Source organism: Agrobacterium sp. 16-2014-1-2a (genome assembly GCF_053522705.1).
Genome location: NZ_JBNWBX010000007.1, coordinates 70,275 through 95,629, shown reverse-complemented (window position 1 = coordinate 95,629; position 25,355 = coordinate 70,275). Strand labels below are relative to the sequence as shown.

General features: G+C 58.6%; 22 protein-coding genes and 1 pseudogene. 10 read left to right on the top strand and 13 right to left on the bottom strand.

Annotated elements, in window-relative coordinates:
* Positions 1–166 precede the first annotated feature (166 nt).
* Positions 167–1,399: a polysaccharide pyruvyl transferase family protein gene (locus tag ACQZ45_RS19745; protein WP_035199263.1), complete on the bottom strand. Its 1,233-nt coding sequence runs from the start codon at positions 1,397–1,399 to the stop codon at positions 167–169.
* A 270-nt stretch (positions 1,400–1,669) separates the two neighbouring features.
* Here ACQZ45_RS19745 and ACQZ45_RS19740 point away from each other — a divergent pair, with 270 nt between their 5' ends.
* The 6 genes from ACQZ45_RS19740 (at position 1,670) to ACQZ45_RS19715 (ending at position 8,190) form a co-directional block, all read left to right on the top strand.
* Entirely contained in the window at positions 1,670–2,869 is a 1,200-nt protein-coding gene (locus tag ACQZ45_RS19740; protein WP_035199262.1) for a glycosyltransferase family 4 protein, read from the top strand.
* The gene (locus tag ACQZ45_RS19735; RefSeq protein ID WP_448742502.1) at positions 2,856–4,193 is read left to right on the top strand and encodes an apiosidase-like domain-containing protein; all 1,338 of its coding nucleotides are present in this window, start codon (positions 2,856–2,858) and stop codon (positions 4,191–4,193) included. Before ACQZ45_RS19740 ends, ACQZ45_RS19735 begins: the two co-directional genes overlap by 14 nt.
* 256 nt (positions 4,194–4,449) lie before the next feature.
* Positions 4,450–5,595 carry an MraY family glycosyltransferase gene (locus tag ACQZ45_RS19730; protein WP_025596054.1) on the top strand — a complete coding sequence of 382 codons (1,146 nt, stop codon included), beginning with the start codon at positions 4,450–4,452 and terminating at the stop codon, positions 5,593–5,595.
* A 7-nt stretch (positions 5,596–5,602) separates the two neighbouring features.
* A complete protein-coding gene (locus ACQZ45_RS19725; RefSeq protein ID WP_035199258.1) occupies positions 5,603–6,304 on the top strand; it encodes a YdcF family protein in 702 nt (233 codons plus the stop codon).
* Entirely contained in the window at positions 6,301–7,578 is a 1,278-nt protein-coding gene (locus ACQZ45_RS19720) for a hypothetical protein (protein ID WP_035199256.1), read from the top strand. Before ACQZ45_RS19725 ends, ACQZ45_RS19720 begins: the two co-directional genes overlap by 4 nt.
* 3 nt (positions 7,579–7,581) lie before the next feature.
* A complete protein-coding gene (locus tag ACQZ45_RS19715; RefSeq protein WP_035199254.1) occupies positions 7,582–8,190 on the top strand; it encodes an LbetaH domain-containing protein in 609 nt (202 codons plus the stop codon).
* On the opposite strand, the gene ACQZ45_RS19710 is transcribed toward ACQZ45_RS19715, so the two are convergent.
* From ACQZ45_RS19710 to ACQZ45_RS19700, 3 genes are read right to left on the bottom strand one after another with little or no spacing between them, the layout of a single operon-like run.
* A complete protein-coding gene (locus tag ACQZ45_RS19710) occupies positions 8,154–9,329 on the bottom strand; it encodes a glycosyltransferase (RefSeq protein ID WP_025596058.1) in 1,176 nt (391 codons plus the stop codon). The genes ACQZ45_RS19715 and ACQZ45_RS19710 overlap by 37 nt on opposite strands.
* Complete coding sequence (locus ACQZ45_RS19705; RefSeq protein WP_448742501.1) at positions 9,326–10,609, bottom strand: glycosyltransferase family 4 protein; 1,284 nt, start codon at positions 10,607–10,609, stop codon at positions 9,326–9,328. Before ACQZ45_RS19705 ends, ACQZ45_RS19710 begins: the two co-directional genes overlap by 4 nt.
* Positions 10,606–11,808, bottom strand: coding sequence for a glycosyltransferase family 4 protein (locus ACQZ45_RS19700; RefSeq protein WP_448742518.1), 1,203 nt, complete (start codon positions 11,806–11,808; stop codon positions 10,606–10,608). The genes ACQZ45_RS19705 and ACQZ45_RS19700 overlap by 4 nt, the downstream gene beginning before the upstream one ends.
* A gap of 485 nt (positions 11,809–12,293) precedes the next feature.
* On the opposite strand from ACQZ45_RS19700, the gene ACQZ45_RS19695 reads away from it, so the two are divergent.
* Complete coding sequence (locus ACQZ45_RS19695; protein ID WP_162690548.1) at positions 12,294–12,491, top strand: hypothetical protein; 198 nt, start codon at positions 12,294–12,296, stop codon at positions 12,489–12,491.
* Between the two features lie 150 nt (positions 12,492–12,641).
* On the opposite strand, the gene ACQZ45_RS19690 is transcribed toward ACQZ45_RS19695, so the two are convergent.
* The 3 genes and pseudogenes from ACQZ45_RS19690 to pdxR all read right to left on the bottom strand — a co-directional run bounded on the left by ACQZ45_RS19690 (position 12,642) and on the right by pdxR (position 15,248).
* Positions 12,642–13,223 (bottom strand): hypothetical protein, encoded by a 582-nt coding sequence (locus ACQZ45_RS19690; protein WP_065688939.1) that lies wholly within the window; start codon positions 13,221–13,223, stop codon positions 12,642–12,644.
* 234 nt (positions 13,224–13,457) lie between these two features.
* Positions 13,458–13,562 (bottom strand): annotated as a pseudogene (locus ACQZ45_RS19685) (hypothetical protein); the annotation flags it as partial.
* 195 nt (positions 13,563–13,757) lie between these two features.
* A complete protein-coding gene (gene pdxR, locus ACQZ45_RS19680; RefSeq protein WP_111789134.1) occupies positions 13,758–15,248 on the bottom strand; it encodes a MocR-like pyridoxine biosynthesis transcription factor PdxR in 1,491 nt (496 codons plus the stop codon).
* A gap of 115 nt (positions 15,249–15,363) precedes the next feature.
* On the opposite strand from pdxR, the gene ACQZ45_RS19675 reads away from it, so the two are divergent.
* The 3 genes from ACQZ45_RS19675 (at position 15,364) to ACQZ45_RS19665 (ending at position 17,759) form a co-directional block, all read left to right on the top strand.
* Positions 15,364–16,590, top strand: a complete 1,227-nt coding sequence (locus ACQZ45_RS19675; RefSeq protein WP_035199248.1) for a benzoate/H(+) symporter BenE family transporter — start codon at positions 15,364–15,366, stop codon at positions 16,588–16,590.
* Between the two features lie 319 nt (positions 16,591–16,909).
* Complete coding sequence (locus ACQZ45_RS19670) at positions 16,910–17,386, top strand: Hsp20 family protein (protein WP_035200529.1); 477 nt, start codon at positions 16,910–16,912, stop codon at positions 17,384–17,386.
* A gap of 73 nt (positions 17,387–17,459) precedes the next feature.
* Positions 17,460–17,759 (top strand): DUF982 domain-containing protein, encoded by a 300-nt coding sequence (locus ACQZ45_RS19665; protein ID WP_035199246.1) that lies wholly within the window; start codon positions 17,460–17,462, stop codon positions 17,757–17,759.
* Between the two features lie 182 nt (positions 17,760–17,941).
* On the opposite strand, the gene ACQZ45_RS19660 is transcribed toward ACQZ45_RS19665, so the two are convergent.
* Genes ACQZ45_RS19660 through ACQZ45_RS19635 form a run of 6 tightly spaced genes read right to left on the bottom strand, consistent with a single transcriptional unit; the run spans position 17,942 to position 25,297 of the window.
* Positions 17,942–19,189, bottom strand: a complete 1,248-nt coding sequence (locus tag ACQZ45_RS19660; protein ID WP_035199244.1) for a glucarate dehydratase family protein — start codon at positions 19,187–19,189, stop codon at positions 17,942–17,944.
* On the bottom strand, positions 19,189–19,986 hold the full coding sequence (locus tag ACQZ45_RS19655) for a sugar phosphate isomerase/epimerase family protein (protein ID WP_065688942.1): 798 nt from the start codon (positions 19,984–19,986) through the stop codon (positions 19,189–19,191). Before ACQZ45_RS19655 ends, ACQZ45_RS19660 begins: the two co-directional genes overlap by 1 nt.
* Complete coding sequence (locus tag ACQZ45_RS19650; RefSeq protein WP_065688943.1) at positions 19,983–21,017, bottom strand: hydroxyacid dehydrogenase; 1,035 nt, start codon at positions 21,015–21,017, stop codon at positions 19,983–19,985. The genes ACQZ45_RS19655 and ACQZ45_RS19650 overlap by 4 nt, the downstream gene beginning before the upstream one ends.
* Positions 21,014–22,183, bottom strand: a complete 1,170-nt coding sequence (locus tag ACQZ45_RS19645; protein ID WP_448742500.1) for an SGNH/GDSL hydrolase family protein — start codon at positions 22,181–22,183, stop codon at positions 21,014–21,016. Before ACQZ45_RS19645 ends, ACQZ45_RS19650 begins: the two co-directional genes overlap by 4 nt.
* A gap of 15 nt (positions 22,184–22,198) precedes the next feature.
* Entirely contained in the window at positions 22,199–22,948 is a 750-nt protein-coding gene (locus ACQZ45_RS19640) for an SDR family NAD(P)-dependent oxidoreductase (RefSeq protein ID WP_035199236.1), read from the bottom strand.
* A gap of 18 nt (positions 22,949–22,966) precedes the next feature.
* A complete protein-coding gene (locus tag ACQZ45_RS19635) occupies positions 22,967–25,297 on the bottom strand; it encodes an alginate lyase (protein WP_065688945.1) in 2,331 nt (776 codons plus the stop codon).
* Positions 25,298–25,355: the final 58 nt, after the last annotated feature.

Sequence of the window (25,355 nt, the reverse complement as noted above, 5' to 3'; positions counted from 1 at the left end):
GTAAACCCTGGGAATCTGACCGTTGGGATGGTAGCCGGATCCGTAGGTGTAGGTCGTTTGTAGAATGTTTCGTGAAGGGCATGCGATAACGTGCGGTCTACTCCTATCGAATGTTAGAGCGCCCCGGTGTTAAGCCGAAAGGATTAGGCTGCGGGACTGCTTGTGCCTAAGGCGTAACGCCCTGTGGCGTTGCGACGACATCACGGGAGAGAAGTTCGCGGCCAAGCAGCGCCTCCTGCTCGGAGAGCTGGCGCTTGAAGAGTTCGTTGGCGTGGGCAATCCGCTGCCTCACCGCGTCCGCTCCAGCCAGTATCTCCTTCACCAGTTCGATGACATCGTTGACTTCGAACGTGTCGATGTGCCGGGCAAATTTCTCCTGATCGAAATCGTTCATCAAGTCATCGAACTTGCGGGCGTAACCTATTGATATTGTCGGATTTCCGAGTTTTAAGGAGCAGACCACGCCGTGATATCTCGACACCACGGCAAGATCGATTGCTGCCATCTGCTGCATGATGTCGCGCAGCGTTGCGGCCGAGCTGATCTCGATTTGCGACATCTCATTCTCGGAGAGCATATCCGTCAGCAGATACATGAGATTGGCGCAGGCGACCCGATCCGTGACGTCCCCCATCAAAAGGGTGATGCGATGACCTTCACCGATCAACCAGCTGACCAGCTGCGAGAGCTTGCTGATATAGGTCTGGTAAATCCTGGAGGCCTCGGGGTCGTTGTGACGCCAGCCGCGATAATCCATGACGCCGACGCCTATTCGCATCACGCCGTCGGCGGCGCTCTCCCGGTGGGGCACCGTAACAGGAAGATCAAAGGCGATATCGGGGTAACGGTGGTCCCGCGACACGTCGACGCCGATCATTTTCATGTAGTTGAGCGAGAAATCGTCCCGGTAGGATCGATACGACGCCATCTGTGCGGCGGAGCGCAAGAACCAGCGGCTGAGGCGGCTTTTCATCGGTCCGGCGCCGATGCTGACGAAGGCGATCCGCGTGTTGCGAAGGCGTGCAACGAGGCACCAGCAAAACACCACAAAGGGCCAGCCGAACAATTTTTCCTGAAAATCATCGAGGATGCCGGTCCCCGGTATGATCATCAGGTCGTCCTTGTCGAAATAAAACAGCGAACTGAAAAATAACATGACCCTTCGGGGCAGATTGCCGAGCAGCCGGTCCAGTTGCCTCATCCATGCATTGGTCAGGGGCGGCCCGCCAACGCCGATCGAACGAATATTGAATTTCGCGTTTACGACGGTCGGATTGGCGCAGATACACAACAGATCGGCATCGGGCCTCATCCTGCGCAGATATAGGAGCATGGCTTCCAGCGATCCGTCATTGCCCGAATTGCCCGAGCCAAATTGTCCAAGGAGAGTGATCCTCATGTATTTTCCAATCGCCGCACGGCGCCGACACGCTCGATATGGCATTGATATCCGCTAAGCGGGCACGACCCCACACCGACCTTAGGGGTGCGACTTACGCCAAACGACTAGGCTGACTGAGGCAAACCTTTCAAAGGAAGATACAGCTAAGCCTAAGATGCAACTGCCCGTCGTCCCCTGGCATTTTAGTATGTCGCGTTAGCCGCCACTCGAACCATCCGCCGTCTATCAGTTGCGGTGTGGTTGTGGGTGCAAGAGCGAGAGTGTCTCATGAAGCTTGCCTATTTTGTCCTTCCCCACATCGGCGGCACCTATTCCGTCTTCAAACATCTGCGCAAGGGCCTCGCCGTCTATGGCATCGACGTGCGATGGCTGGGCGTGTGCAAGGAAACATACGGGCTGCCTCTCGATCTGCAGGGCGAAAAGGAATTCGGTCAAATCCTGCGCATGCCGGTCAATCTCAGCGACCGCGAATGCGCAGTGCAAATGGCGGCCGCCATCGCCGACGGCGGCTTCGACGGTGTGATCGTCAACGTTCTCGGCGATCAGTTGCAGACCAATATTGCCCGCTACCTGCCGGAAGACATCCTGCGTATTCTCGTCGTCCATAATATCTCGCCCGGAACATATGCCGCTGCCCGCTCGGTGCGGGACTACGCCCATTTGACGATTGGCGTATCGGAGCGGTGTCGGTCCGATCTGGTTGCGCGCAACGGCTTTTCCAAGGATCGCACCTACGCAATCCCGAATGCGGTGGATAGCGATGCGTTTCGCAGCCAGGCGGTCCGGCGCGTCAACCGGAGGCCGGAGCTCAAGGTTCTTTTCGTCGGGCGGATTGAAGATGCATCGAAAGGCGTGATGTGGCTGCGGGAAATACTGGACGCCTCGCCCGAGGCGGTGCGCCTGACGGTCGTCGGCGATGGGCCGGACATGGAAAAACTGAAGCGCCGACTGGCCGGCCACGCCGGTCGCGTCAGTTACACAGGCTCCGTGCAGCTTTCCGACATACCGGTCATCATGGCCAGTCACGATGTTCTCATCATGCCGTCCCGCTTCGAGGGGCTTGGCATGACGATGATCGAGGCCATGGCCGGCGGTTGCGTCCCTGTCGTGTCTCATATTCGCGGCGTGACGGACACGATTGTCGAGACTGGCCGAAACGGCTTCCTGTTTCCGATTGGCAATTATACCGCAGCGGCCAACGCCATCCAACGCCTGCATGCCGACCGCGATCTTCTCGAGCGGATGTCGATTGCAGGAAAGGATATGGTGCTGAACCGCTTCAGCATCGAACGGATGGCCGCGCGCTATTATGAGGTCATCGCCGCGACGCTCAACAACCGTCCGGGCCTGTCAGCGGTGCTGAGGATGGAGGACTGGTCCATTCCCGCCGGGCTGAGGCCGGGCTTTCGAACCTATTTGCCATTGCCATTGAAAAACTGGCTTCGCGTCGTTCGTGAACGGCTCTGAAGCGATGATCGGCAAGGGCGGGCGACCTGGCTATCTGTCCGGCATCTTCCTTCTCTGGTTATGCATGTTTTCGACCTGTATCGCACAGGATACCGCCTTTCCGCTGCGGATATCGCAGGACAGTCGCCACCTCGAGGACAGCAAGGGTCTGCCATTCCTGATCGTCGGGGACAGTGTGTGGTCGCTGATTGGCGATGCCTCTCTCCCAGATGCGGAATTTTATCTGGAAACCCGAAAACGGCAGGGCTTCAACGCCGTGCTGGTATCGTTGATCGAGCATCAATTCTCCCGCAAGGCGCCGGCAAACTTCTACGACGAGAAACCTTTTGCCGGCGATGCCTTTGGTCGGCCGAACGATGCCTATTTCGACAGGGCGGAAGCAATCATCAAGGCAGCCGCCAGTCGCAATCTGCTGGTGCTTCTCTGCCCCGCCTATAGTGGCGCACGCGGTGGTCCCGAAGGATGGTATCAGGACATGGTTGCGGCCGGGCCGGAGAAGCTGCGGGCCTATGGACGTTATGTCGGACAACGTTTTGCGAAATACCCGAACATCGTCTGGGTGCAGGGCGGCGATTACGATCCGCCCAATCGTAATTTGGTCACGGCGGTCGCAATGGGGATCGCGGACACCGATCCCAGGGCATTGCAGACCGTGCATGGCAATCCCGATACCTTGACGAACGATTTCTGGCGGGATGCATCCTGGCTCGCTATCGATACGGTTTATACTTACGGCAATGTCGCAGCGACGGTGCTGGATCGATATCGATCCGGACCGCAACGGCCGTTTTTCCTCATCGAAGGCGTCTATGAGGGCGAGCACGATGTCAAGGAGCGTCAGGTGCGTCTCAATGCCTATGGCGCGCTGCTTTCGGGCGCGAGCGGTCAGTTTTTCGGCAACAATCCGGTCTGGCATTTTTCCGCCGCCGGGCTTTATGAGGCGAAGGACAGCTGGCAGGCTTCGCTGAACAGCCGGGGCGCTCAAAGCATCACACATCTGGCCGCGCTTTTCAGGCAACTGGAATGGTGGAAACTCGTGCCCGATCTGGGGTCCATGCTGAAAACCGATGCGGGGGCATTCGCGGCGCGTGACAAGGATGGCGCTTTCGCGTTGATCTATCTCGACACGCCTTCGGTTACAATCGATCTCGACCGTCTGGCGGCCGGTGAAAAAACCCTTCGCTGGTACGATCCCTCGAATGGACTTTACCTCGAGCCGGTCGAGCATCTCGGCCGCGGCGGCCTTCGCAACCTGACCGTACCGGCATCGGCGAATGCTTCAAGCTTTCAGGATTGGATCGCCGTTCTCTCCGCACAGGAATGATTGCTGCTGAGACATGACTCGGGACAAGCGTCGTTCATGCGTCGCCGCCCGCCGTCAAGGTCCCGGCCCTAGCTCTTTCGATGGTCGATCCGGTTCGGGAGTAAGCGGGGTAGACGTGAATACCGACACCCTCTCCCTTTGGTGGATTTCACATGCCTTTTGCCCGCATACCCCTCATGGCCGCTGTTTTTTAGGATCGTCGGGAGGCGAGTATCGCTGCAAATGCGCCGCCAGGGTTCACTGCTAGGGGTCAGACATGTCGGGGATACTTTTCAACACCATCGCCACTTTCGTTCTGTGCGTATCCTTCATTGTCGTTCTCAGGCGCCTGACCATAGCGTTCCAGCTGGTGGATCGTCCCGATTCAATCCGCAAGCGCCACACCGGCGCGGTTCCGCTCTGCGGCGGCATTTCAATCTTTGCGGCTTTTGCCGTTTCCGCCTTCGTTGGCGGGTGGAGCGGGGTGCTCGGCATCAACTTCTGGCTTGGGCTGGCGGTGATCCTGCTGATGGGCGTCGTTGATGACCGCCGGCCGTTGCCCGCAGCGGGACGCCTTGTCATGCAGCTGGCCATGGCGATTGCGCTGGTGGGCGGCGCCGATATCGGCTCTCTTTCGGTGGGTGTGCTGTTCACGTCGCATTCGGAGTTGTTCCTGCCGCTGTTTTTCTTCATCGGCGTTCTCTTCGTGACCGGGCTCGTAAATTCCTGGAACATGCTCGATGGCGTGGACGGGCTTGCCGGCGGCACGGCTGGCGTTGCGTTGATCTGGTTGATGATCGTGGCGGTCTTCGCGAATGTCGGTGATATCATCCCGCCGCTTGAGGCGCTTTCGGTATGCCTCTGCGCCTTTCTGGTCTTCAACATGCGCGGTCCATGGCGGGCACGGGCGAGCATCTTCCTCGGCGATGCCGGCAGCACCGCGCTCGGCGCGACGATTGCCTATGTCATCGTCCTGCTTGCAACCACAAGCGTTTCGGTATCCTTTCCGGCACTGCTGTGGATCGTCATCCTGCCGATCACCGATACGCTTAGCTTGATTGTCCGGCGCATCATGCACGGTCGCAGTCCCATGTCGGCGGATCGCTGGCACTTCCATCATCTGCTGCTGGACTATGGTTTCACGCCGGCTGCGGCAACCAACACGCTAATCGTCATTTCCTTCCTGTGCGGAGGCATTGGTTTTGCCGGGATAAAAGCGGGTATCCCGGCGGAGGTGATGGCCGCCGGCCTTCTCGTGCCGATTGCCCTCCACACCGCCTTCGTCCTTGCCGCAACGGGTTATGTCTCGAAAACGCTGCTTCACAGGGGCAATTTCGATCTCTATCGCGAGGTCGTTCGCCTGCCTGTGGTTGCCAACGCAGTGTCGGAGCCAAGAGCAATACAATCGCCGAACGAAGAGTGATTGCATCATGAAGCCGCCGTGGCCCGGACCGCGCATTCCCCCCAAGCCCTTTGCGAATGGACGGCCCCGGCGTTCGCGCGTTTATCGCGGCGTGAAAACCAGCTGGCTGTTGAAACGGAAGTCGATTGTCCTCGGTGTCATCATCTTGGGTGCAATCGGGCTTTACGCACTCGCGCTCGTTTCAGCGGGATCGCTTCTCGTCGTGGAAGATCCGCCGGCGCAAGCCGATGTCATCGTCGTGCTCGGCGGTGACGGTCCGCCTCGCGCTCTTCAGGCCGCAAAACTATGGCACGAGGGAAAGGCGCCGCTGGTTCTGGTGACCGGCTACGGGGACTGCGACTTCATTCGCGACATGCTGGTGCGGTCAGGAGTGGATGTCGCTGCCATCTCGACGGAATGTCTTTCGCTCAGCACCTGGGAAAACGCGACATTCGCACAGCCGATACTGACGGAAATGGGAGCAAAACGCGCCATTCTGGTCACCAGCTGGTTTCACTCACGGCGTGCGGTCAAGCGCTTCCGGTTTGTCATGCCGCAAATCCAGTGGATTTCCCTTCCGGCGCAAAGAACCGTGTCGCTGTGGCGACTTGCCTTCGACGCTGACGGGGTGCAGGTGTTCAAGGAGTACGCCAAGGCGCTGTTTTACGACATCAGAAGCAGTTTCGTGCGGGATATGCCGCCGGTTCAGGCGGGGCTTGCTTCATCATGAACACGCTTCTGGTCTTTTGCCTCTTCGCTGGTGTCGTCCTGCTCCTCTTCTGGGGAATGATGCGCCGGGAGCGAATTTACGAGTTCCCGTTTCTGACCGGCGTCATCACGTTCAGCTTTATCTTGCCGCAGGTTCCTGGCCTCTCGTCTGAAAACTTCCTGCCGGAAGGCGCGTTCACCCGAGCCGCAGTGTTCATGATGCTGTGCCTTTTCATGTGCTGGTGGGGATGGAAAAGAACGGCAAAACCCTTTGCATTCTTCCGTATCGATTTCGATGAAACACGTCTGCTGATCGTCGCGGCCGTTCTGTCGCTTGCCGGTGCCTATTTCTATTTCAAGCTTAGCCGTCTGCCGGGAGAGTTGACCATTGCGGTGCAGATGACCGGTGTTCCGGTCATGTACATCTTCTTCTCACGGCTGTTGAGCTATGGGCTGGCCATTGCCGTGCTTTGCCTTGCGCGGCGGTTTTCCTGGCTGGCGCTCATCGTGCTTGCGTTCGACCTCGTCTTTTACCTGGATCGCATCGTGATCACCGGAAAGCGCGCCGAAGCGGTGGAACTCATCATGATGTTTGCGCTGGCATGGTGGTTTTACAAGGAGTGGGCGATACCGCGCATCTTCGTCATCCTTGCCCTTTTCCTCGGCACATTGTCGATGAACAGCATGGGCGATTACCGCGCCATTACCAAGGCCAACGATGCACCCGTCTGGGATGATATCAAGAAGATCGATTTCATCGGCAATCTTGAAAAAGTGTTCCGCGACGGCGGCGACGAGATGCGCAATGCGATCATGCGGATCGACAACACCGCAAACACACTGCAATTCGACTATGGCAAGTTCCATTGGAACCGGCTGGTGTTCAACTTCGTGCCCGCACAACTCGTCGGCGTGGAGGTCAAGCAATCCTTTATGCTGCCGGTGCCGGTGCAATCGCGCGACTACAATCCCGTCCTCGGCACGACGGAGACCGGAATGGCGGATGCGTTCGGGTCCTTCTGGTATCTGGGAGCGTTCAAATTTTTCCTGCTCGCCTATCTGGTGCGCCGGATCTGGGTGACCGCGAATACGGGCGAGTTTTCGGCGCAATTCACCTATCTGCTGTCGATCATACCGTCTATGCACGCCATATCGCACCAGACCGACTGGGTTCTCATGGTCTGGGTGCATATGCTGATGTTTGCAGCACCGGCGCTGGCATTTGCGGTCATACCCGCGCGCGTGCAGCAGCGGCGATACGAGATACCATCTTTGAAGTCTCAAGTGGGAGGGTAGGCGATGCGCTCACGATACGACGATCCTGGCTTTCAGCATGCAACGACACCCCTGCCGCGTTTCGGAGGTCCGACCTTTGCACTGCATTTCCGGCTGAAACGGTTGATCTGGATGATCGTCTGGCGGCTTCTTGCCGGCTGGACGCCGCCGCCGATGCGCCGCTGGCGCAATTTTCTGCTGCGCAGTTTCGGCGCGCGCCTGCATGACACCGCAATGGTGCATTCCAAGGCAATCGTGTGGTGGCCCGGCCACCTCGTCATGGAGCGTCATGCATCTCTCGGACCCGGCGTGATCTGCTACAATGTCGACACCATCACCATCGGCCCATATGCCTCCGTCTCGCAGCGCGCCCATCTGTGCACCGGGTCGCATGACGTTCAGGACAGCGCGTTTCCCCTCGTAACGCGGCCGGTGGTGATCGAGGAAGATGCATGGGTGGCTGCGGAAGCCTTCGTCGGTCCCGGTGTCGTCATCGGCCGGGGGGCAGTGCTCGGGGCACGCGCCGTCACGGCCAAGTCTCTGGAGCCGTGGACGATCTATGTCGGCAATCCGGCGAGGCCCGTCCGCTCCCGTCGTCAGGAAGCGGCGGCTTCCTGCGCACTCAGCCGATAACCCTCGAGCGTCGCATTGGCGATGGCGGGCCAAGTGAATCGCTCCAGCACAAGCCGGCGACCGTTTTCGCCCATCGTCCTCGCCCTGGCCGGATTGCTCAAAATGTTTGCCAGTGCCTTGGCAACCTCGGCCGCGTCCACCGAGACGATCAGCCCGGCATCAACGACACCAACTTCGGGAAAATGACACTGGTCGGTGATCACCACGGGCGTGCCGCAGGCAAGCGCTTCGGTGATCGCCATGCTGAAACCCTCCTGTCGGCTTGGCAGGCAGAAACAGTCGGCATCGACCATGGCTTCGAGCTTCGCTTCGCCGTAGATCGCTCCGACCATAAAGACGCGGTGCCGGATGTTAAGTTTTTTCACCAGGTGCATAAAGTGGCCCTCTGCTCCACCAGGCGGGCCTGCGACGACGAGATCAACGTCGACGTAGGTGTCACATATAGCCGAAAAGGCCGAGGCAAGGATGTCGATACCCTTTTTGATGTGCAGGCGTGACAGGAATAGAATGTAACGCCGGCCGTGCGCCAGAGCGATTTTGTGCTTGAAATTTCCTCGGGCTGGGAGGGGATCGAATTCCTCGGCAAAAACCCCGTTCGGTATGATCAGATTTCGCGCCTGAAAATTCAGCGTCTCGACGGCTGCCACCTCATCGACGTTCAAAAGATGCAGGAAGGCGGCCTCGTTCAGCATCTTGCGATAGCAGAGCATGAGGGCGATCTTCTTTTTCCACGAGCGCTGCCCAAGGCTCCAGTGATCCAGCATGCCGGCCGGGCAAACGCAGTAAGGCACGCCAGCGGCGCGGGCGAGCTTGGAAGCGTAGAGCAAAAAAGGCTCCCATACCCCGTGAATATGCATGAAGGATGCATCTTTCAGCACGTCGTTCAGCACCCGCCGGCCTTTAAAGCAGAACAGCGTCTCCAGCCTGCCGGGGGGCGGCAGGAGATGCCAGCGGATATTCTCGAAATGCGGTATGCTGCTGCCGATTTCCTTGACCTGCGCCTCGATGGCGGCGTCGCCATAGCTGACGATATTCACATCCAGACCCAGTTCGGTCTGTGCGGCGGCAAGGCGCATGGCAACGGCCTGCAAGCCGCCATGTTTGGGATCAATCGAAGCGATGACGTGGATGATCTTCATATCTCGTAGTTCCCCAGGTACCGCGCATCGTCCGTCATGCAAAGAGTTGGCGAGCGCGACAGATGCGGGCCGGACAGGGCCGCAAGAAGCCGCTTGCCATAGGATTCCACGGTATGTTCGGCCGCGCGCGACAGGGCGTTGGCGGACATGCTCTGCCGCAGTTCGGGATTGTCGGCGAGCGCGCGCACCGCAGTCGCTATAGCCTCGGGATCGCAGACGGGAACGATGAAACCTTCGACGCCATCGCGAACGACGCTGCCGGTGTTTTCGGTCGTTATGACGGGCAGGCCCGCTGCCAGCGCTTCATAGACGGCGGTCGCGGAACCCTCGCAGAGCGACGGCAGCAGGAAGACATCCGCCCACCGAAATTCCTCGGCGATCTGCGAGCGCGGCACGATCCCCCGCAGCTCGACCCATTGCGAAATCTGCTGCTTGACGTCTTCGCCTAAGCGAACGCGGCCCGCCATGCGGAAACGGGCTGAACCTTCCATTAGTCGGGCGGCTTCCACGACATAGGGCGAGCCCTTGCGCAGCCCGACTTCGCCCACGGTCAAAACCCTGATCGGCCCCGGCATGCGTGCCGGTCTGTCGATGGCAGCCGCCGCATTGACCCCATAGGGAACGACGACACACCGGTCTTCCGGCCCACCGCAGGCGACGACGTTCTTGCGGACGAATTCCGACGGGCAGACGATGACATCGGCAAGGCGCCACTCGGCTTTTTCCCGGTCGGCGAAGAGACGCGCATGCGGGTTGTCCTGCACGGGACCTGCCCATGCGGGAAACCGCTTCATTTCCTGATTGAGAAGCATTTCGACGACATCGCGTGGCGCGATCATTTGCTCGACTGCGGTCCAGAGGCCCTGCTGTTTTGCCGCCCGCATCTGTTCGAGTGCGTCGCCACTGAAGGCGTAGAGCCCAGCTGCGCCATGGAAGCCGCGCCGGGCCACCATTTCGGAGAAAACCGATCCGGCCCAGATCGCGTGAGAGGTTTCCTCCACAACGTCTCTCGTTCGCATGTGGCGCAGCACGGAACAGAGGCCAAAGCTGGAAAACACCGTCGTCAGCGCTGTCGGCACGCCTTTGGGCAGCCGGCCGGCCAGCCGTTTGACAGGTGCGGGATAAAGGGTCGCCGGAAACGAATTGACGATCCGGGGCCAACCTTTCGTGGCGCATATATCAGTGTAAAAATGCGCAAGGCGGCCAGCGGATGCAAATATTCTCGGTACGGCATAATGCATGCGGGCGCCGAGCTGACTGACGACGACTTTGTCTTTCATGACGAGATACCTTGAGCGATAGGTGGCCTGGAAGGCTCGACAGTCTGCAGCCCGGCGATCAGCACTGCCCAGGCATCTGCCGCCTTTTCTCGGGAATAGTCGGCACACAGCAGCCGCCGTGCCGCATCCCCCATTGCTGTCGTGGCATCTAGGTCGTCGCAGAGCTTTTCGATGGTGCCGGAGAGCTTTTCGGTCTCTCCGATTTCGACGTTGCAGCCGCATCCCTTGGCTCTGAGAACGCGCGGCACCTCTCCATCAGGGTCGCCGACGAAGATCGTCGGCCTCCCGGCCGCGAGGATTCCATAGAATTTGCTTGGAATGATGCAGTGTTCCAGTTCCGGCAGCAGCGAGACCAGATGCACATCTGCAACGCTCAGGCTTTCAGCAAGTTTCTCCACGGGCTGCAGCGGCTTGAAGATGACGTTCTGAAGACCGAGATCCTGAACGACAGTCTTCACAGCCGCGTGCTGGTGTCCGCCACCAATGAGAAGGAACCGGATATCCTGCCGATGCTCGAGGCGTTTCGCCGCTGCCAGCATAGTGCCGAACTCATGCGCTCGCCCGAAGTTTCCTGAATAGCCGACGACAAACACACCCTGCAGTCCCCACGCCTTCCGCAGGCTGTTATCCTTGGGCAAGACAGGATAGATTTCCTCCCCATCCGACCAGTGATGCAGGACGCTGACGCGATCCTTTGCAAGGCCTTGAGTGAAGAGGAATTCCGCCATCTTGTCGGTAGGGCAGACAACCATGCCGGGGGATCGCAGAGACCAGTTGCGCACCTGAGTCAGCCATGGCGCAAGCCACCGTGCACGTTTCCTGAAAAATCCAAGCTCGATTGCGGTCTCGGGAAAAAGATCCATGATCCAGTTCACCATGAGTGCGCCCTTGAAGCGGATCGCGATGCTGCTCATGACGGAGAGGAGCGGAGGATCGGTGCAGACAACGACGGTGTCCGTTGCCCGAACGTTGCGCAGAAGCCAGGCGAATGCCAGCACCTGAAAAAGAAGATAATCAACGCTACGGCGCATGAGGCTGTGCCGGCCGAAGCGGCCGCTTGCGAGCCGTCGGATCTGTACACCCCGAACCGTTTCGGTTGCGGGCAACACGCTTCCGGGATGATTGTGTATTTCGCGACTTGCAACGACAGTCACATTCATTCCGCGCTGCGCCATTGAAAAGGCGAGCGATGATATCATACGGCTTGTTGCCGACTGGTCGGGGAAACCGTACCTGTTCAGGAAGATCGTCCTCACGCTTTTTTCTCCCACGAAATGTCCGGTCTGAAGGAGCATTCTTGGCGAGGTGAAAACAGGCGGCAAGCTGGTCGTAAGGACTAGTGGGCTCACGATACGGAGTGGCCAATACTCCGAAGTTGGCCCTGCACTATCCTTTTGGTAGCTGAAACGCAGATGACGCCCTTATGGGTTAGCGACTCCATAAAAGTGCCCGAGCCAATAAATGGCAGGGCGGTCGAAGGGGATCGGACACGGGCCGTGAGAAACACCTGGAGTCTACTTAGGTCAGCTTGTTGAAGAAGTAGCCAATTTTCTAGTGCCAATCGAAAGCAGTGTCCTGATCACACCGCTGCAACCGTCATTGACTTACTTTCGTTCAGCCGACGTGGGCTCTGCAACGATCAGGGACACTCGCTGTCGCGGACATAGCGTGCCTTGAGCCAGCCGTGGATCGTCCGGTCACCGTCGTAGTGGGTGACTGGACACCAACGGCTACCCCACGCAACGGACGACGGCTCGCATTGGCCGTCGAGATGCAGGATTCCATGGCGTTGCGGCTGGAGGGTATCAACGATCCGGGCAGACGCCGATGGCCAACTCCGAAGGTTCAAAACGTCGTCCAAGGCGACATTTACGACCGCTAGGCATCCCCGGCCAGTGGTAGCTGCCGCTGAGCCAGCCAACAACAGGAGCGCAACGGAAAATAGGCAAAGTCTCAATGCAGTGTCGCTCATGACAGTCCTCTCGACTGCATCTCTAAAGCCACATCAAGCAAACAGGCGGTCTGCTTTCAATCACTCACCATCGGGCGTCATTGCCATAACATCGATGAAGCGTCCTTTGCCGTCAAATCGGCATTGGAACTTCTTGATGCCTTCGTTACCCTTGTCCACCGTACCGTCGATAGTCGTTCCCGATCCGGTCTTTTTGGGTTTCGCGGTTTTGATGTAACTGGGCTTGGTGCCGTACATTCCCGACACCTCGCCCCGACAATACGCCGGACGGTTGCCCGGCGTAATAACTGTACCGGTGCCCATTGGCATCGCAGATGGCTTATTCACGGGCGCGGTGGCCGAGCTACTCCTCACTGTGCAGATACCATTTCCACCGCCCTTCTTCTCATAGGAAATTGAAGGGGTGCCGTCAGGATTGATGCTGATGGACAGCGTTACGCCGCCTTGTGTCGCTTCATAGAAGTTTTCATTGACGACTTTGAGTTTTGTTTCCTTGCCATTCAAGTAAACGGGACCACCGGCATCGGCGTGGACATCTATATTGCCCGGACAGGTCGCATTCAGGAAGGGCACCGCCGCAATAGCTTGCCCTGCCGTGAAGATTGCAGAAATCGCCAAAACTATGCGAAAGCCTATCATCATTGTGGTTCTCCCAACGAGCCAGGTTGAGGGTGGCACGATGGCGTTTGAAGTCAAGTTGCGCATGAGTATTTATCTGCCCCAACGCGCGAAGCTGCCATACTTCACATAGCCAGTTATAGCCTAAGGCAGACAGAAGCCCTCAGGTATACATCACCCTCGGTAATTCCACGGCAGGAGTGCACCAATCTGCCTCTGAGGATGACCATTGACGATGGCAGTCAGCGTCGCGGTCAGATAGCCCTCGGCATGTTTGTTGGTGAGCACCGATCCCTCGGCATCGAGCACGGCCTGACTCATGAACTTCTCCGAGGGGATCAGTTCGATGGGTTTGCGCCTTCTTTTTCAGCATTCCGGAATGCGTGCGGTGCGGCCGATATTGCCATTGCCGATCTCCTTAAAGGTCCTGATAGGTGGGTCGCCGGGCGACCCTCGCACGGCAGAGTTTCACAAATACTGCTCATGGGTGCAGTTGCTGTTTACCTCCACTTGCTGCGAGTTGGGCAGACCGCTCGGTTCAGGACGGAAACGGTTTATCTATGATCTTGATACCACCCGGAGCGCATTCGATAGCTTCTTGACCGCAGCCTCGATCTCGGCCGGCGTATAGGCGGCAAACCCCATGAGGAAACCGCTGCTGGCTTCGCCGGAGGCGTGCAACGCCGACAATCCGAGAAGTTCGACACCGACGCGTCGCGCCGCATCGATGGCGGCGCGCTCGGACATATTGGCGATCAGCAGGCAGGGCATTTGCAGCCCGCCGATCGGTACGTGCGGTTCGACAAAATCCGACAGGTGCTTTTTGACCAGCCCTGCAAGTACGTCGAGTCGATTGGCGTATATACCGCGCATGGTGCGAACATATGCGCCGAAGTGCCCCCCTTCAATGAACCGCGCCAGTGTCAGTTGCGCCATGGGGGCCGTGTGGCCGTCCAGAAGCGTGCGTGCCACGGTCATAGGCTTCACCAGTTGCGGCGGCAACACGAGATAGCCGATCCGCAAGCCCGGAAAGAGCGATTTGGTGAACGTGCCGATATAGATAGTGCGGTCGTGCGGATCTAGGCCTTGCACGCAGGCCGTCGGTTTGCCGGCATAATGAAACTCGCTGTCGTAGTCGTCTTCGATGATCCATGCCTGATGCCGGGCGGCCCATTCGATCAGGGCGAGCCGACGATCCAGTGACAGCGTCGCGCCGGTGGGGAACTGATGCGAAGGCGTCAGGAAGATGGCTCTGGCCTTGCGCGGTTCGGCCATTATCTTTTCTACAACGAGGCCCTGTCGATCAACCCTGATGGGAACGCACTCCAATCCCGCTGCATCGAAAGCTTTGCGCGCGCCATAGTAAGCCGGGTCTTCGATGAATATCCTATCACCAGGATCAAGCAGCATATTGGCGCAGAGCGACATCGCCTGCTGCGAACTGGTTAGCACCAGTATGCGGTCGGCGGTGGCGCGAGCTCCGCGCTCAAGGTTCACGTAGTCGGCGATAGCGCGGCGCAGCGGTTCGGTACCCTGCGGATCGCCGTGATGCAGAGCCTGCGTGCCAACCTCTTTGCGTACCTGTCGTTCCAGTCTCTCCCAGAGCGGGAGCGGAAAGGTGCGAATTTCCGGCACACCGTGCGCAAAGGGGCGCGGGATCAGCATCTCGCGGACCCCGCCGCCTCGGAACATGCCGTTGCCGCGCTTGCTAAGGTTCGGGGCTTGGCTGCGCGCGAGCGCGTCCCGCTGGGAAACACGATGGCCGGGTGTGAACTCCGTGATTTCGGCCACAAAACTGCCGCTACCGACCCGGCGATCGATGAAGCCCTCGGCGTGAAGCTGCGCGTAAGCCGCTTCGATCGTGTCGCGTGACACCCCCAGCGATTTTGCGAGCGCACGCGAAGCTGGCAGCGGTCTGCCTGGCCCAAGCGCACCATTGATGATCAGCTGCCGGATGGCCCGCTGAATCCGTGCGTAAAGCGGCATCGCGGCATTGGCGGGATGGGAAAGCAATGCCTTCACGGATTCGAGTTGGGAGTGCTTGAACAATTGGTCTGAGCCTCTCTGGAATAATGGAAGGGCAAGTCAGGCCATTGGAAGGCTAGTTGTCAAGGCAATTCATTGCCTTCGCGGTCCCAAACCCTTCAGGAGTTTCGTTACGACCATGCTCTCCAGTTCATCAGCTATCCGTCTCAACGATCTAACCCATCCCATCGTGGCAGGGTTGATCTCCGTTATCGTCAACTATGGCGGCACCTTCATTCTTGTCTTTCAGGCCGCAAAGGTTGCGGACCTTAGCGCGGAATTGGTGGCATCCTGGGTATGGTCGGTTTCAATAGGCGTCGGGCTGACGGGACTATTCCTTAGCTGGAGATTTCGCGAACCGATAATCACCGCTTGGTCCACGCCAGCGGCGGCGTTTCTTGTCACCGCATTGGCAACAACGCCCTATGCGGAGGCGGTGGGCGCTTACATGATCTCGGCCGCCGCCTTCGTCGGGCTCGGGCTATCGGGCTATTTCGAGAAGGTGATCCGGCTGATTCCGCCGGGCATCGCCTCTGGCCTGCTTGCAGGCATTTTGCTGCAATTCGGTATCGGTGCATTTGGCGGTGCAAGCGTTGATCCGCTTTTGGTTGGACTGCTGATAGTTGCCTATGTCGTGTTGAAGCGCTTCTCCGCCCGCTATGCCGTGGTCGGCCTCCTCGCTCTTGGGATGGTCTTCCTGCTGACGCAGGACCGGGTCGATCTTTCAGGATTGAAACTGGAGTTCGCTGCGCCCGTCTTCACTATGCCGGCCTTTTCGCTGAATGCGCTTCTGTCCGTCGCCTTGCCCCTGTTCCTTATTACGCTAACCGGCCAATACATGCCGGGAATGCTGGTGTTGCGGAATGACGGCTTCAAGACGAGTGCTAATCCTATTGTCACCGTGACGGGCCTCTGCTCCCTCCTCATGGCGCCGTTCGGCTCCCATGCCTTCAACATAGCGGCCATCACGGCGGCAATTGCCACCGGCAGGGAAGCGCATGAAGACCCACGCAAACGCTGGATTGCGGGTATCGCGGCGGGCAGCTTCTACGTGCTGGTCGGGGTGTTCGGCGTCACGCTTGCCGCCGTCTTCATGGCCTTTCCGGCGACATTCATCACGACGCTCGCCGGTCTGGCGCTGCTCGGCACCATTGGCGGCAGCCTCGCCGGAGCAATGGCCGATCCGACATCGCGTGAAGCGGCGCTCATCACCTTCCTGGCGTCCGCCGCTAATATTACGCTGCTTGGGATCGGCGGCGCATTCTGGGGTCTGGTGATCGGTCTCGGCGCCTACCTGGTCCTGAATGGGCGGCTGACGCGCCGTTACCGCGCCGATTTGACCGTGAGCGAGGCAACGGCGAAGTGACGGCCCAAGTTACCTCGATGACCACATCAGTCATCTCCATCCGAAGTTGGGTAGCGCATGGGCATGTCGGCAACAGCGCCGCGGTCCTATCCGCTCACGACCCATAGAAATATTGGCGTAGCTTGATGAGTTTGGTCGTGTCTTACACGAGCCACATTTAATACGGGCGCGAAAGCCAAATTCGTTCGGTTCTCCTCTTGATTTTGACAACACGAAAAACCAAATCGTCAGCCGCCAGTCGCTGATGACAGGACTGGCCGTGCTGGAAGCGCCGCTTTTGGCGCTTTGGTACCCATGTTGCTTCAAGGAGGATATGGTTATGGCAACATCTTACGACTATGCACCGTTGTACCGATCGAGCATCGGATTCGACCGGGTCTTCAATCTTCTCGAAAACGCCCAGCGCACCCGCTCGATCAGTGACTGGCCGCCCTATGATATTATCAGGACGAGTGAAGACAGCTATCAGATTTCTATTGCGGTGGCTGGCTTTACACGGGACGAGATCGACGTCACTTTCCAGTCCAATCTCCTGACCGTGACAGGCAAGAGACAGGAGACACCCACGGAGGGCTACCTGCACCGCGGCATTGCGGCCCGTCCGTTCGAGCATCGGTTCGAACTCGCCGATCATGTTAGAGTGAGCGGCGCCGAACTGAAAAACGGTCTCCTTTCGATCGATCTCGTCCGCGAAATCCCGGAGGCCCTGAAGCCCAGGAAAATCGACATCCAGACCGATGCGGTTCTGGTGCCGACAGTTGCCCCGGGGCAGATCGAAGCACAGAAGGCGGCTTGATTTACATTGTTGGATGAACAGGGGCGCCGTCGCGATGGCGCCCACCAATATCCGGGATGGGAAGGAGAAAGCAATGAAACCCGATATGTTCAGACAGCCTGTTTTCATTCTTGTCGGTCTCGGCTTTCCAGCGGAGGTTCGAAACGTGCTGGAGGCCTACCGACATCTTTCCGAGTGGCCCGCAACAAACCGAGATAGCGCACATTCCATTGCTCTTAAGGCATGCGCTGCCGCGTTGCGCGGCGAGATTGAAGCGGAGACCGCCCGCGGTTTGTTTGTAGCCTTTGCCGAAAGACACGATCTGCTTGCACCGGAAGATGGTGTCATCGCCGCGTCTCGTCTTTCGCGCGACAGAGATCCGCATGTGAATTGAGATAGACGCGGTTATAAATGTGTAGCGGCAAGTTGTCCGCTATGCGGGGGCGGTATCGTGCACGGGCTCTAGAACGCCGAGCGAGCTGATTTGCCGCCCCTGCGAAAGCGATTAGCGCGAAGACTGTCACGGTCTGGGTAAGGAGGACAGGTGTGCCTCGAGGTTGACGAGGGTGTATCTCGTCACCAGCGTGGCACACGTCTTTCATAGGCTGGGTCGAAGAGCTTCATATAGGCTGTATCATCGCGTTCTTTCATCGAGGTCTGTTCGTAAAGTGCCGCAAGTTCGGTGAGTTTTTGCCGATCGAGCGTCACGCCAAGTCCCGGGCCATTGGGAACATCGAGGCGACCGCCACGGAACGTGAACGGCGTGCCCTCGATCACGTCGACACCGGTCCATGGGTAATGCGTGTCGCAATCGAAGCTCAGGTTCGGCGTTGCGGCGGCAGCATGGACCATTGCCGCCAGAGTGATGCCGAGATGCGAGTTGGAATGCATGGAGACGCCAAGACCCAACGTCTCGCAAATCTTTCCGAGATGGGTCGAGGCGCGCAGTCCACCCCAATAATGGTGATCGGACAGCACAATCTGCACCGCATTTTTGCGGAAGGCCGCGGCGATCTGGTCGAATTCGAGGACGATCATGTTCGTGGCGAGCGGGATCGACGTAGCGGCTGCGACTTGTGCCATCTGGTCCATACCGATGACCGGATCCTCGAGATATTCAAGGATATTCTCAAGCTTGCGTGCGATGTAGATGGCTGTGTCCACAGTCCAGCCGCCATTGGGGTCGATCCGCAGCGGATGATTGGGAAAAGCTTCCCGAAGCTTCAGCATGGTCTCGATCTCGAGATCCGGATGCAGCACGCCACCCTTGAGCTTCAGCGACTGGAAACCGTATGTGTCGACCATCCTGCGGGCTTCGCCAACCATCTGATCAGGCGTAAGAACCTCTCCCCATTCATCCGGGGCTTCACCTATATGGGCTGCGAATTTGAAGAACAGGTAGGCGCTAAACGGAACGCTGGTACGAATGGCGCCACCAAGCAGATCCGAGACCGGCCGCCCGAGAAGCTTGCCCTGAATGTCGAGGCAGGGGACTTCAAAGGCTGAGGCAACCACGTCCGTCAACTTGTGATCGGCCACCGCCGATTTGGCATTGATGCCGCCACTGCCGGGCAATGCGGTGATGACGCGAGATTTCAGCTCGTGAAGATGAAACGGGTCGAGCCCGATAAGGGCAGGGGCCGCCCGTCGCAACCCATCCAGCGCCTTGATACTTCCGTAACTTTCACCAAGGCCGACCGTGCCGTCGTCACATATGACCTCGATGACGGTGCGTAACGCATGCGGCTGATGCACGCCTTTACAGTTCAGTAGCGGTCTGTCGGGAATGGCGACCGGTGTGAGGTGAATTTCGGCTATGCGCATTAAAAAGCTCCTTGTCGCCACCAGCCGCGCGCAGCCTTTAGCGCATCGTCCAGCGGGGACAGTTCGGGATGCCAGTGGCGTTCCCATTCCAGACTGAGAGGGATATGTCGTTCATCCGACTGTAAAAGCGAAAGCAGTTCCGCCATGGGGAAATCGCCATGGCCGGGCAATACGTAGCGTCGTCGGCCATCGCTGTCCGTGGTGCTGTCCTTGACGTGCAGATGGACGACATTTTGTGCGATGTGTTGCCAAAGGATTTTGAGATCGCTGCCTTTTGCCCAGGTGTGGTGAGTGTCCCACAAGAGCTTCGATGCTGGCACGCACGCGATGAAGGCGAGAAGCTGCTCGAAGTCCGCCAGCGCGTCGTGTGTTTCGATCATGAGGTCGACATTCAGACCGCGTGATAGTCGCAGCGACTGCCAGTTGTCCAACAGGCCCGCTGCATGTGTCATCTCATCCTGTCCCAACTGTTTGCCACCGTCGAAGATGCGCAGATAGGAAATGTTTGCTGCTTCCGCCCAGTCTATAAAGGGCTCGATGGCGGAAAGATCGGTGCTGCCGAACAGCCGAATGGATGTGTTTAGGGCGGCAACCTCGAGATCACTTCCGGCCAGAAAGGCTGCAAATCTGGAAGGAGTAGCAAATTCGGCAGTGAGTGCCGGGATGAGGTCGACCGTACCGGAGAGCGTGCGCAACTCCACATGCACGATGCCATGCCTCTGTGCCAGATCGGCCGCTTCGTGCAGGCTAAGTTCGGAGCAGCCGAGCGTTGAAAAACAATAATCGAAAGCGCTCATGCCATACGCTCCATATCCTGTTTATGGACCGGGTGAAGCGCGGCTTGCCCCGCGACGAAACGTTCGATCTCGGTAATGGCGAGATCGGAAAGCGCCCGCAATTCATTTCCCAGCGCCCCGGCAATGTGGGGGGTGAGCACGACATTGGGCAAATCGTAGAATGGGCTATCCGTCGGCAAGGGTTCCGGCTCCGGTGTATCGATTAGGATACGCAGCCGCCCGGAAAGTGCCTCGGCCAGCAATGCGTCGTGGTCGACCAGCCAGCCCCGTGCGGTGTTGATGAAGATCGCATGATCCGCCAGCAGCGCCAGTTCGCGGGCACCAATCATGTGGCGGGTTTCAGGCAGGATCGGCGCGTGCAGGGAGACCACATCGGACCAGGCGAGAAGCTCGTCGAGCTCCATTTTCGTAGCACCAAGTGCGGCCGCGTCTTCCACCGAAAGAAAAGGGTCGTAGGCGGCGATCTCGAATTTTCCGCGCGTCAGCATCTCCATGACAAGCCGACCAATCCGTGACGCGCCGACGATGCCGACTTTGCGGGAATGATTGCCGAGATAGGGCAAGCTCATGCCACGTCTGCTGCCAAAGCCGCCGGTGCCGCGCTCTACCCGATGCTCGTCTCTCAGACGAAACACATCCTTGCCGCACATGATGATTGCCGCATAGGTAAACTCGGCAACCGGCACGGCCATGGCCGATGCGGCCGTGGTTATAAGAATATCGGATGTTCCCCAGAATTCGGCGGGGGCAACAGCGCGCACCGAGGACGCGGCATAAGCGACCATCCTGAGCTTTGGCGCACGGGCGAGGCGCTCGCGTGTCAGGGATGGCGTGCCCCAGGCGGCGAGGAGAATGTCCGCCTCGGCCAACGCTTCTGCACCCGCTTCCGTGTCGAAATCCGTGTAGGGGAAACCCGGTATGATGTCGGTTACGGCATTCATGCGTGCCCATTCGCGCGAACCAAAGAAACCTTCGGGAAGCTCGTTCCTCATGGCGATCAACAGCCGTGGTTTGTCTTGAGATGGTCTCATTGGCGTACCGGACTTGAAACAGGTCGAACCTCGATGCGGTTGACGTCGATTTCGATCGGTTGAGAACCGGGCCGCAGGATCACATCGAGAAAAACTTCGGGAGGGGCTTCACCAGGCCTGAGTTTCAGGGGAGGAGTTCTGAGCGCCCCTGTCCATTGGGTGGCAGGGAAAGGAAAAAATGTGCCGTCTTCGGCACGGAAAGGCGCAAGTGCTACCGCCTCCTGTCCTTCGGCTGCAGCATCTTTCAGACGCAGCGATATTCCGAGTACGTCGCTATGCGCCGGCACATCAACATCGCATATTACCTCCACCCATAAGCCTGTGCCCGGATGGACAACCCGCCCGCCGAGACGGTGGCTTTGTTCACCTGTTTCCGTGACTGTCAGGGCTGAAAAATCAGCTGCCAGATTGCCTGCTGGATTGTTCACCGGGTCAAAACGATCGTCTGTCGCCAGGATACGGGCCGGCGCGCGCGGCATGATCGCCTCCAGATAGGTGGCAAGCAGCTTTCCTACGGCAAAAGCGCCTGTCACCGCAAAATGGGTGCCGTCGTCGGCATAGCCGGGATGAGGCTCGCCGAATTCACTTTCGGGATCGACCCATGCCGAGTTCCAGTCGAAGACATGGCAATTGGCATTATCTGCGGCAAATTCGATGCTCTGCCGGTTGATCCAGTGCGCTTTTGCCCGCTCTGCACCGCCAGCCGGCCATTTCCCGGTGCCACGGGCGAGGATCGGGAGCAGGATGACGGTTTTGCCTGCGTCGAGCAGAGCCGAAACGATCCGCGCCCGTGTATCGGCAATCGTCTGGCGTGTCTCCACCATCATGTCGTTGGTGCCGGCATCGACGATGACCAGATCGAAATCCGATTTCAGCAGTCGCGGTAGCCGCCGTTCGATCTCGATTGCCTTCTGGCCGGAAACTCCGAAATTGAGGCCGGAAAAGAACCGGCTGACACCCGGTCGATTGCTCGGTTCCCAGCCTGTTGGTGCTGATGGATCATGGTGGACAGGGCAGCAAAGTCTGCCATGCGACAATACCTCGGCCCAGCTCATCCAGCCGCGGGCCGATGTGGCAAGCGAGGACGCGTCGCCAATATGGTTCTGCTGGACGAGCGAAGTGCCGAGAACGGCAATCCGGCTCGCCCTTGGTAACGATACGGACATGGTTTTTACCGGATATCAGGAGAACAGGACGCCGCCATTGATGTCGTAGCAGGCGCCGGTGATATAAGCAGCATCGTCGGACGCAAGAAACGCCACCAGACCGGCAACGTCTTCGCTTGAGCCTTCGCGCTTCAGCGATGTGGCGCCTGCCACCTTTTCACGCACTTCGGGTTTGGTGAAGGTGTCGTGGAAGGTGGTGGAGATCATGCCGGGGCAGACGGCGTTGACGCGAATATTCGGGCCAACTTCCTTGGCAAGTCCTCGGGTAAAGGTCATCACTGCACCCTTGGAAGTGGCATAGGCGAGCGCCCCCGGCCCGCCGCCGTCACGGCCCGCCTGCGACGAGAAGGTGACTATCGCGCCGCCCTTTGCCATTTTGGGCAGTGCGGCCTTGGCTGTCAGGAACAGCGACGTCAGGTTGACGTCGAGGACCTGATGCCAGAAGGCTTCGTCCATGTCAGCGATTGTCTTGCGGGCGATAAGCCCACCCGCAACATGGACAAGGCCATGGATCTCGCCGAATTTGTCTGCGGCAGCAGAAATGGCAGCCTCTACTTCGCTTGCGTTTGTCAGGTCTGCCTTGATCGCCAGAGCCGAACGGCCAAGCTTTTCGATTTCGGCAACAGCCGTGGCCGCACCTTCAGCGGCTCCATTGTAGGTGAGGACGACATTGGCGCCTTCCTGCGCAAAACGAATGGCGCATGCCCGGCCGATATCCCGGCCGGCGCCGGCTACAACAACGGTCATGTTGGTAAAACGCTGCATTTGAAGAACCTCGTATGGTTAGAATTGCTTGGGAAGGGAGAGCTTGAAACGCTCGTCATCGACGTCGCTAAAATAGATGTCGGTCGAAAAACCCTGATCGTCTATGAAGCTGAAGATGCGCTTTGGCTCCTTTAAACTGTAAGGCACCAGAAGGGTGACCAGCCGATGCCGAGTTGCTGCCGGAACCGTGGCGCAGACGTGATGGTGGATATCGAGACCCTCGAACTCCTTGGGATCAATATCGGGAAAACCTTCGACGGCCGCGATCTGCGGTGTGCCGGCTGACGAGAAGACAAACTGGCCGTAAAAGCCCGCCTTTTGGCCATTGTAGCGAAAGCTCGACTTGCCGGTCTGCGGTGCCCCTGTGGTATGGCAAAGCCATTGCAGTTCCTGGGGCTCGGAGCACTCCACCTCATCGACAATCACGAAATAGCTGTCGTTGACGAAGTGCATTTCGCGCTGCGCTTTCATAACAAGCGGGTTCGCGACCTGATAGGCAGACGTCGCATCTCCGATGATCCGGACATGTCCGGGATTTTCCTCAACCGATACGATACGGCCGGCGGCGCGGCGCGCGAGCGCCTTGTCCTTTTCCGCATATTGTCCCTTGCCGCCGATCAGGACGGCGTTCTTCGACCGTGTCTGACGGCGCCAGTTCAGATGCATCTGCGAGTTGAACGCCACGTAATAGCCGGACTGGATCGCCAGATCCTCGCCGTAGGCATAGAGGACAAAGGCATTCTGGTCGCCATGGCTGTGGCTTAGCGAACCGTAGGGACTTGATTTGAAGACGAATTGCAGATGCCGTTCCGGGTCTTCCATATGTTGCTGGATGGTCGCCCAACCGATATCATCGAAAACAGCGAGTGCCGGCAAGTCTGCAGGCGAGACTGCTTCCACCTGCTGATAGTCGTGACGATAGACGAGATCGTCGAAGTTCAGGTCCCACCAGCCGTAATTGTAGAAGGCCATTTCTGTGCCCGTCGCATCGGCCTTGATGTGATCGAAATACCATTGGTAATGGCCGTTGCCGGTAACGCCGGCAAATTGCCGAACATTGTAACCCAGTTTCAGGCCGGGAAGATCGCCAAGCGTGGAGTCGTCGCCAAAATTGGCGCGGCGGGTTCCCGGCGCCTTGGTATAAAGCGGGAAACGCCCGGTGTTCTGGAAAAATGGCCGTTGATAGAGGTCGTAGCCGATATAGGAGCGGATCAGATTGGCGGCCTCGATGAGGTAGGCCATACCGGTCATCCAGTAATGCGGCCCTTCCGCCCAGCCACCGTCAGTTCCAGCCCAGGGAGAATAGAGGGTGGCAAGGAATTCAACGGTATAATCGAGCCATTCGCCCGCCTCGTCGCTTTCGTCCTGAAGCGCGATACAGGCCGGCGTCAGTACTGCCGAAAGCGAACGTACGGCATGGCTGTCATAGGGAAACACGTGGATGCGGGCATGCGCAATGACATGGTCGGCGACCTCCCGCGTCCGTTCAAGAAGAACCGAGCGTACGGTCTCGCGCTCGTCTTCGCTCAGATAGTCGTATAGCCAGTCATAGCCCCAGGCGAGTGCCACGACGATACGGAACCCCGCCTCGTCATTATAGGCCCGGGAGGTCGCGCCTTTCGGATCCCAGCCAGCGACGGCCAGCAGCCACTTGCGCGACGCATCGAGTAGATCGTCGCGTCCGAGCACCCGACCGGCAATGGCCAGGTGCCGGATCGCATAGATCACTTCCTGGCAGTCGATATACATCTGTCGCCAGAGTCCTGCGACGCGCATATTGTTGGGATAAGGCTGAGGTTCCGGCATGACCGGCCGCTCAAGCCAGGGTTTTACCGATTTCTCGTAGAACTCGGACCAGCTGCAATGATTGGGGTCCTTTGCCACCGCCTCCGAGAAGCAGCGCAACTGTTCCGGATTGAGCCAGAGCCGTGGATGGCTGGCATGCGCGGCTGCATGACGGGCCTGCCTGCTTGGTAGCGGCGTTTTCGGCAGCGAAGCGTCGATCTCGAAGCTGCGCACGGTACTCCAGTTGGAATCCGGCGTCGCGGACGTCGGGCCCCACAACGCATAACACCAGTGATAGCGGCCTTCCGGAAGGGCTTCGTCCGGCGTGAAGAAATTCCACGCGAGATCTTCAAAGACGAGCGTCTTTTTGTCTGCAAAACCGGGATCGGACGAAATCCGCAATACGTAGCGCGCACCGTCGTCGATGTCGGGCAGCCATGAAAAGCGCGGAGGGTTCTCCGTCGGCGGTACTTCTTCGCTCGGCTCGTAGCCAATGGTCAATGAACCCGGCCGGGGTTCATCGAGAAGTGTCTGTCGGGAGATTGCCGGGGCAGAGGGACACATTGCGCTCTAACTCCTATGAAAACAGGAAGGAAAGGATGGCGGCGACAAAGCCGCCATC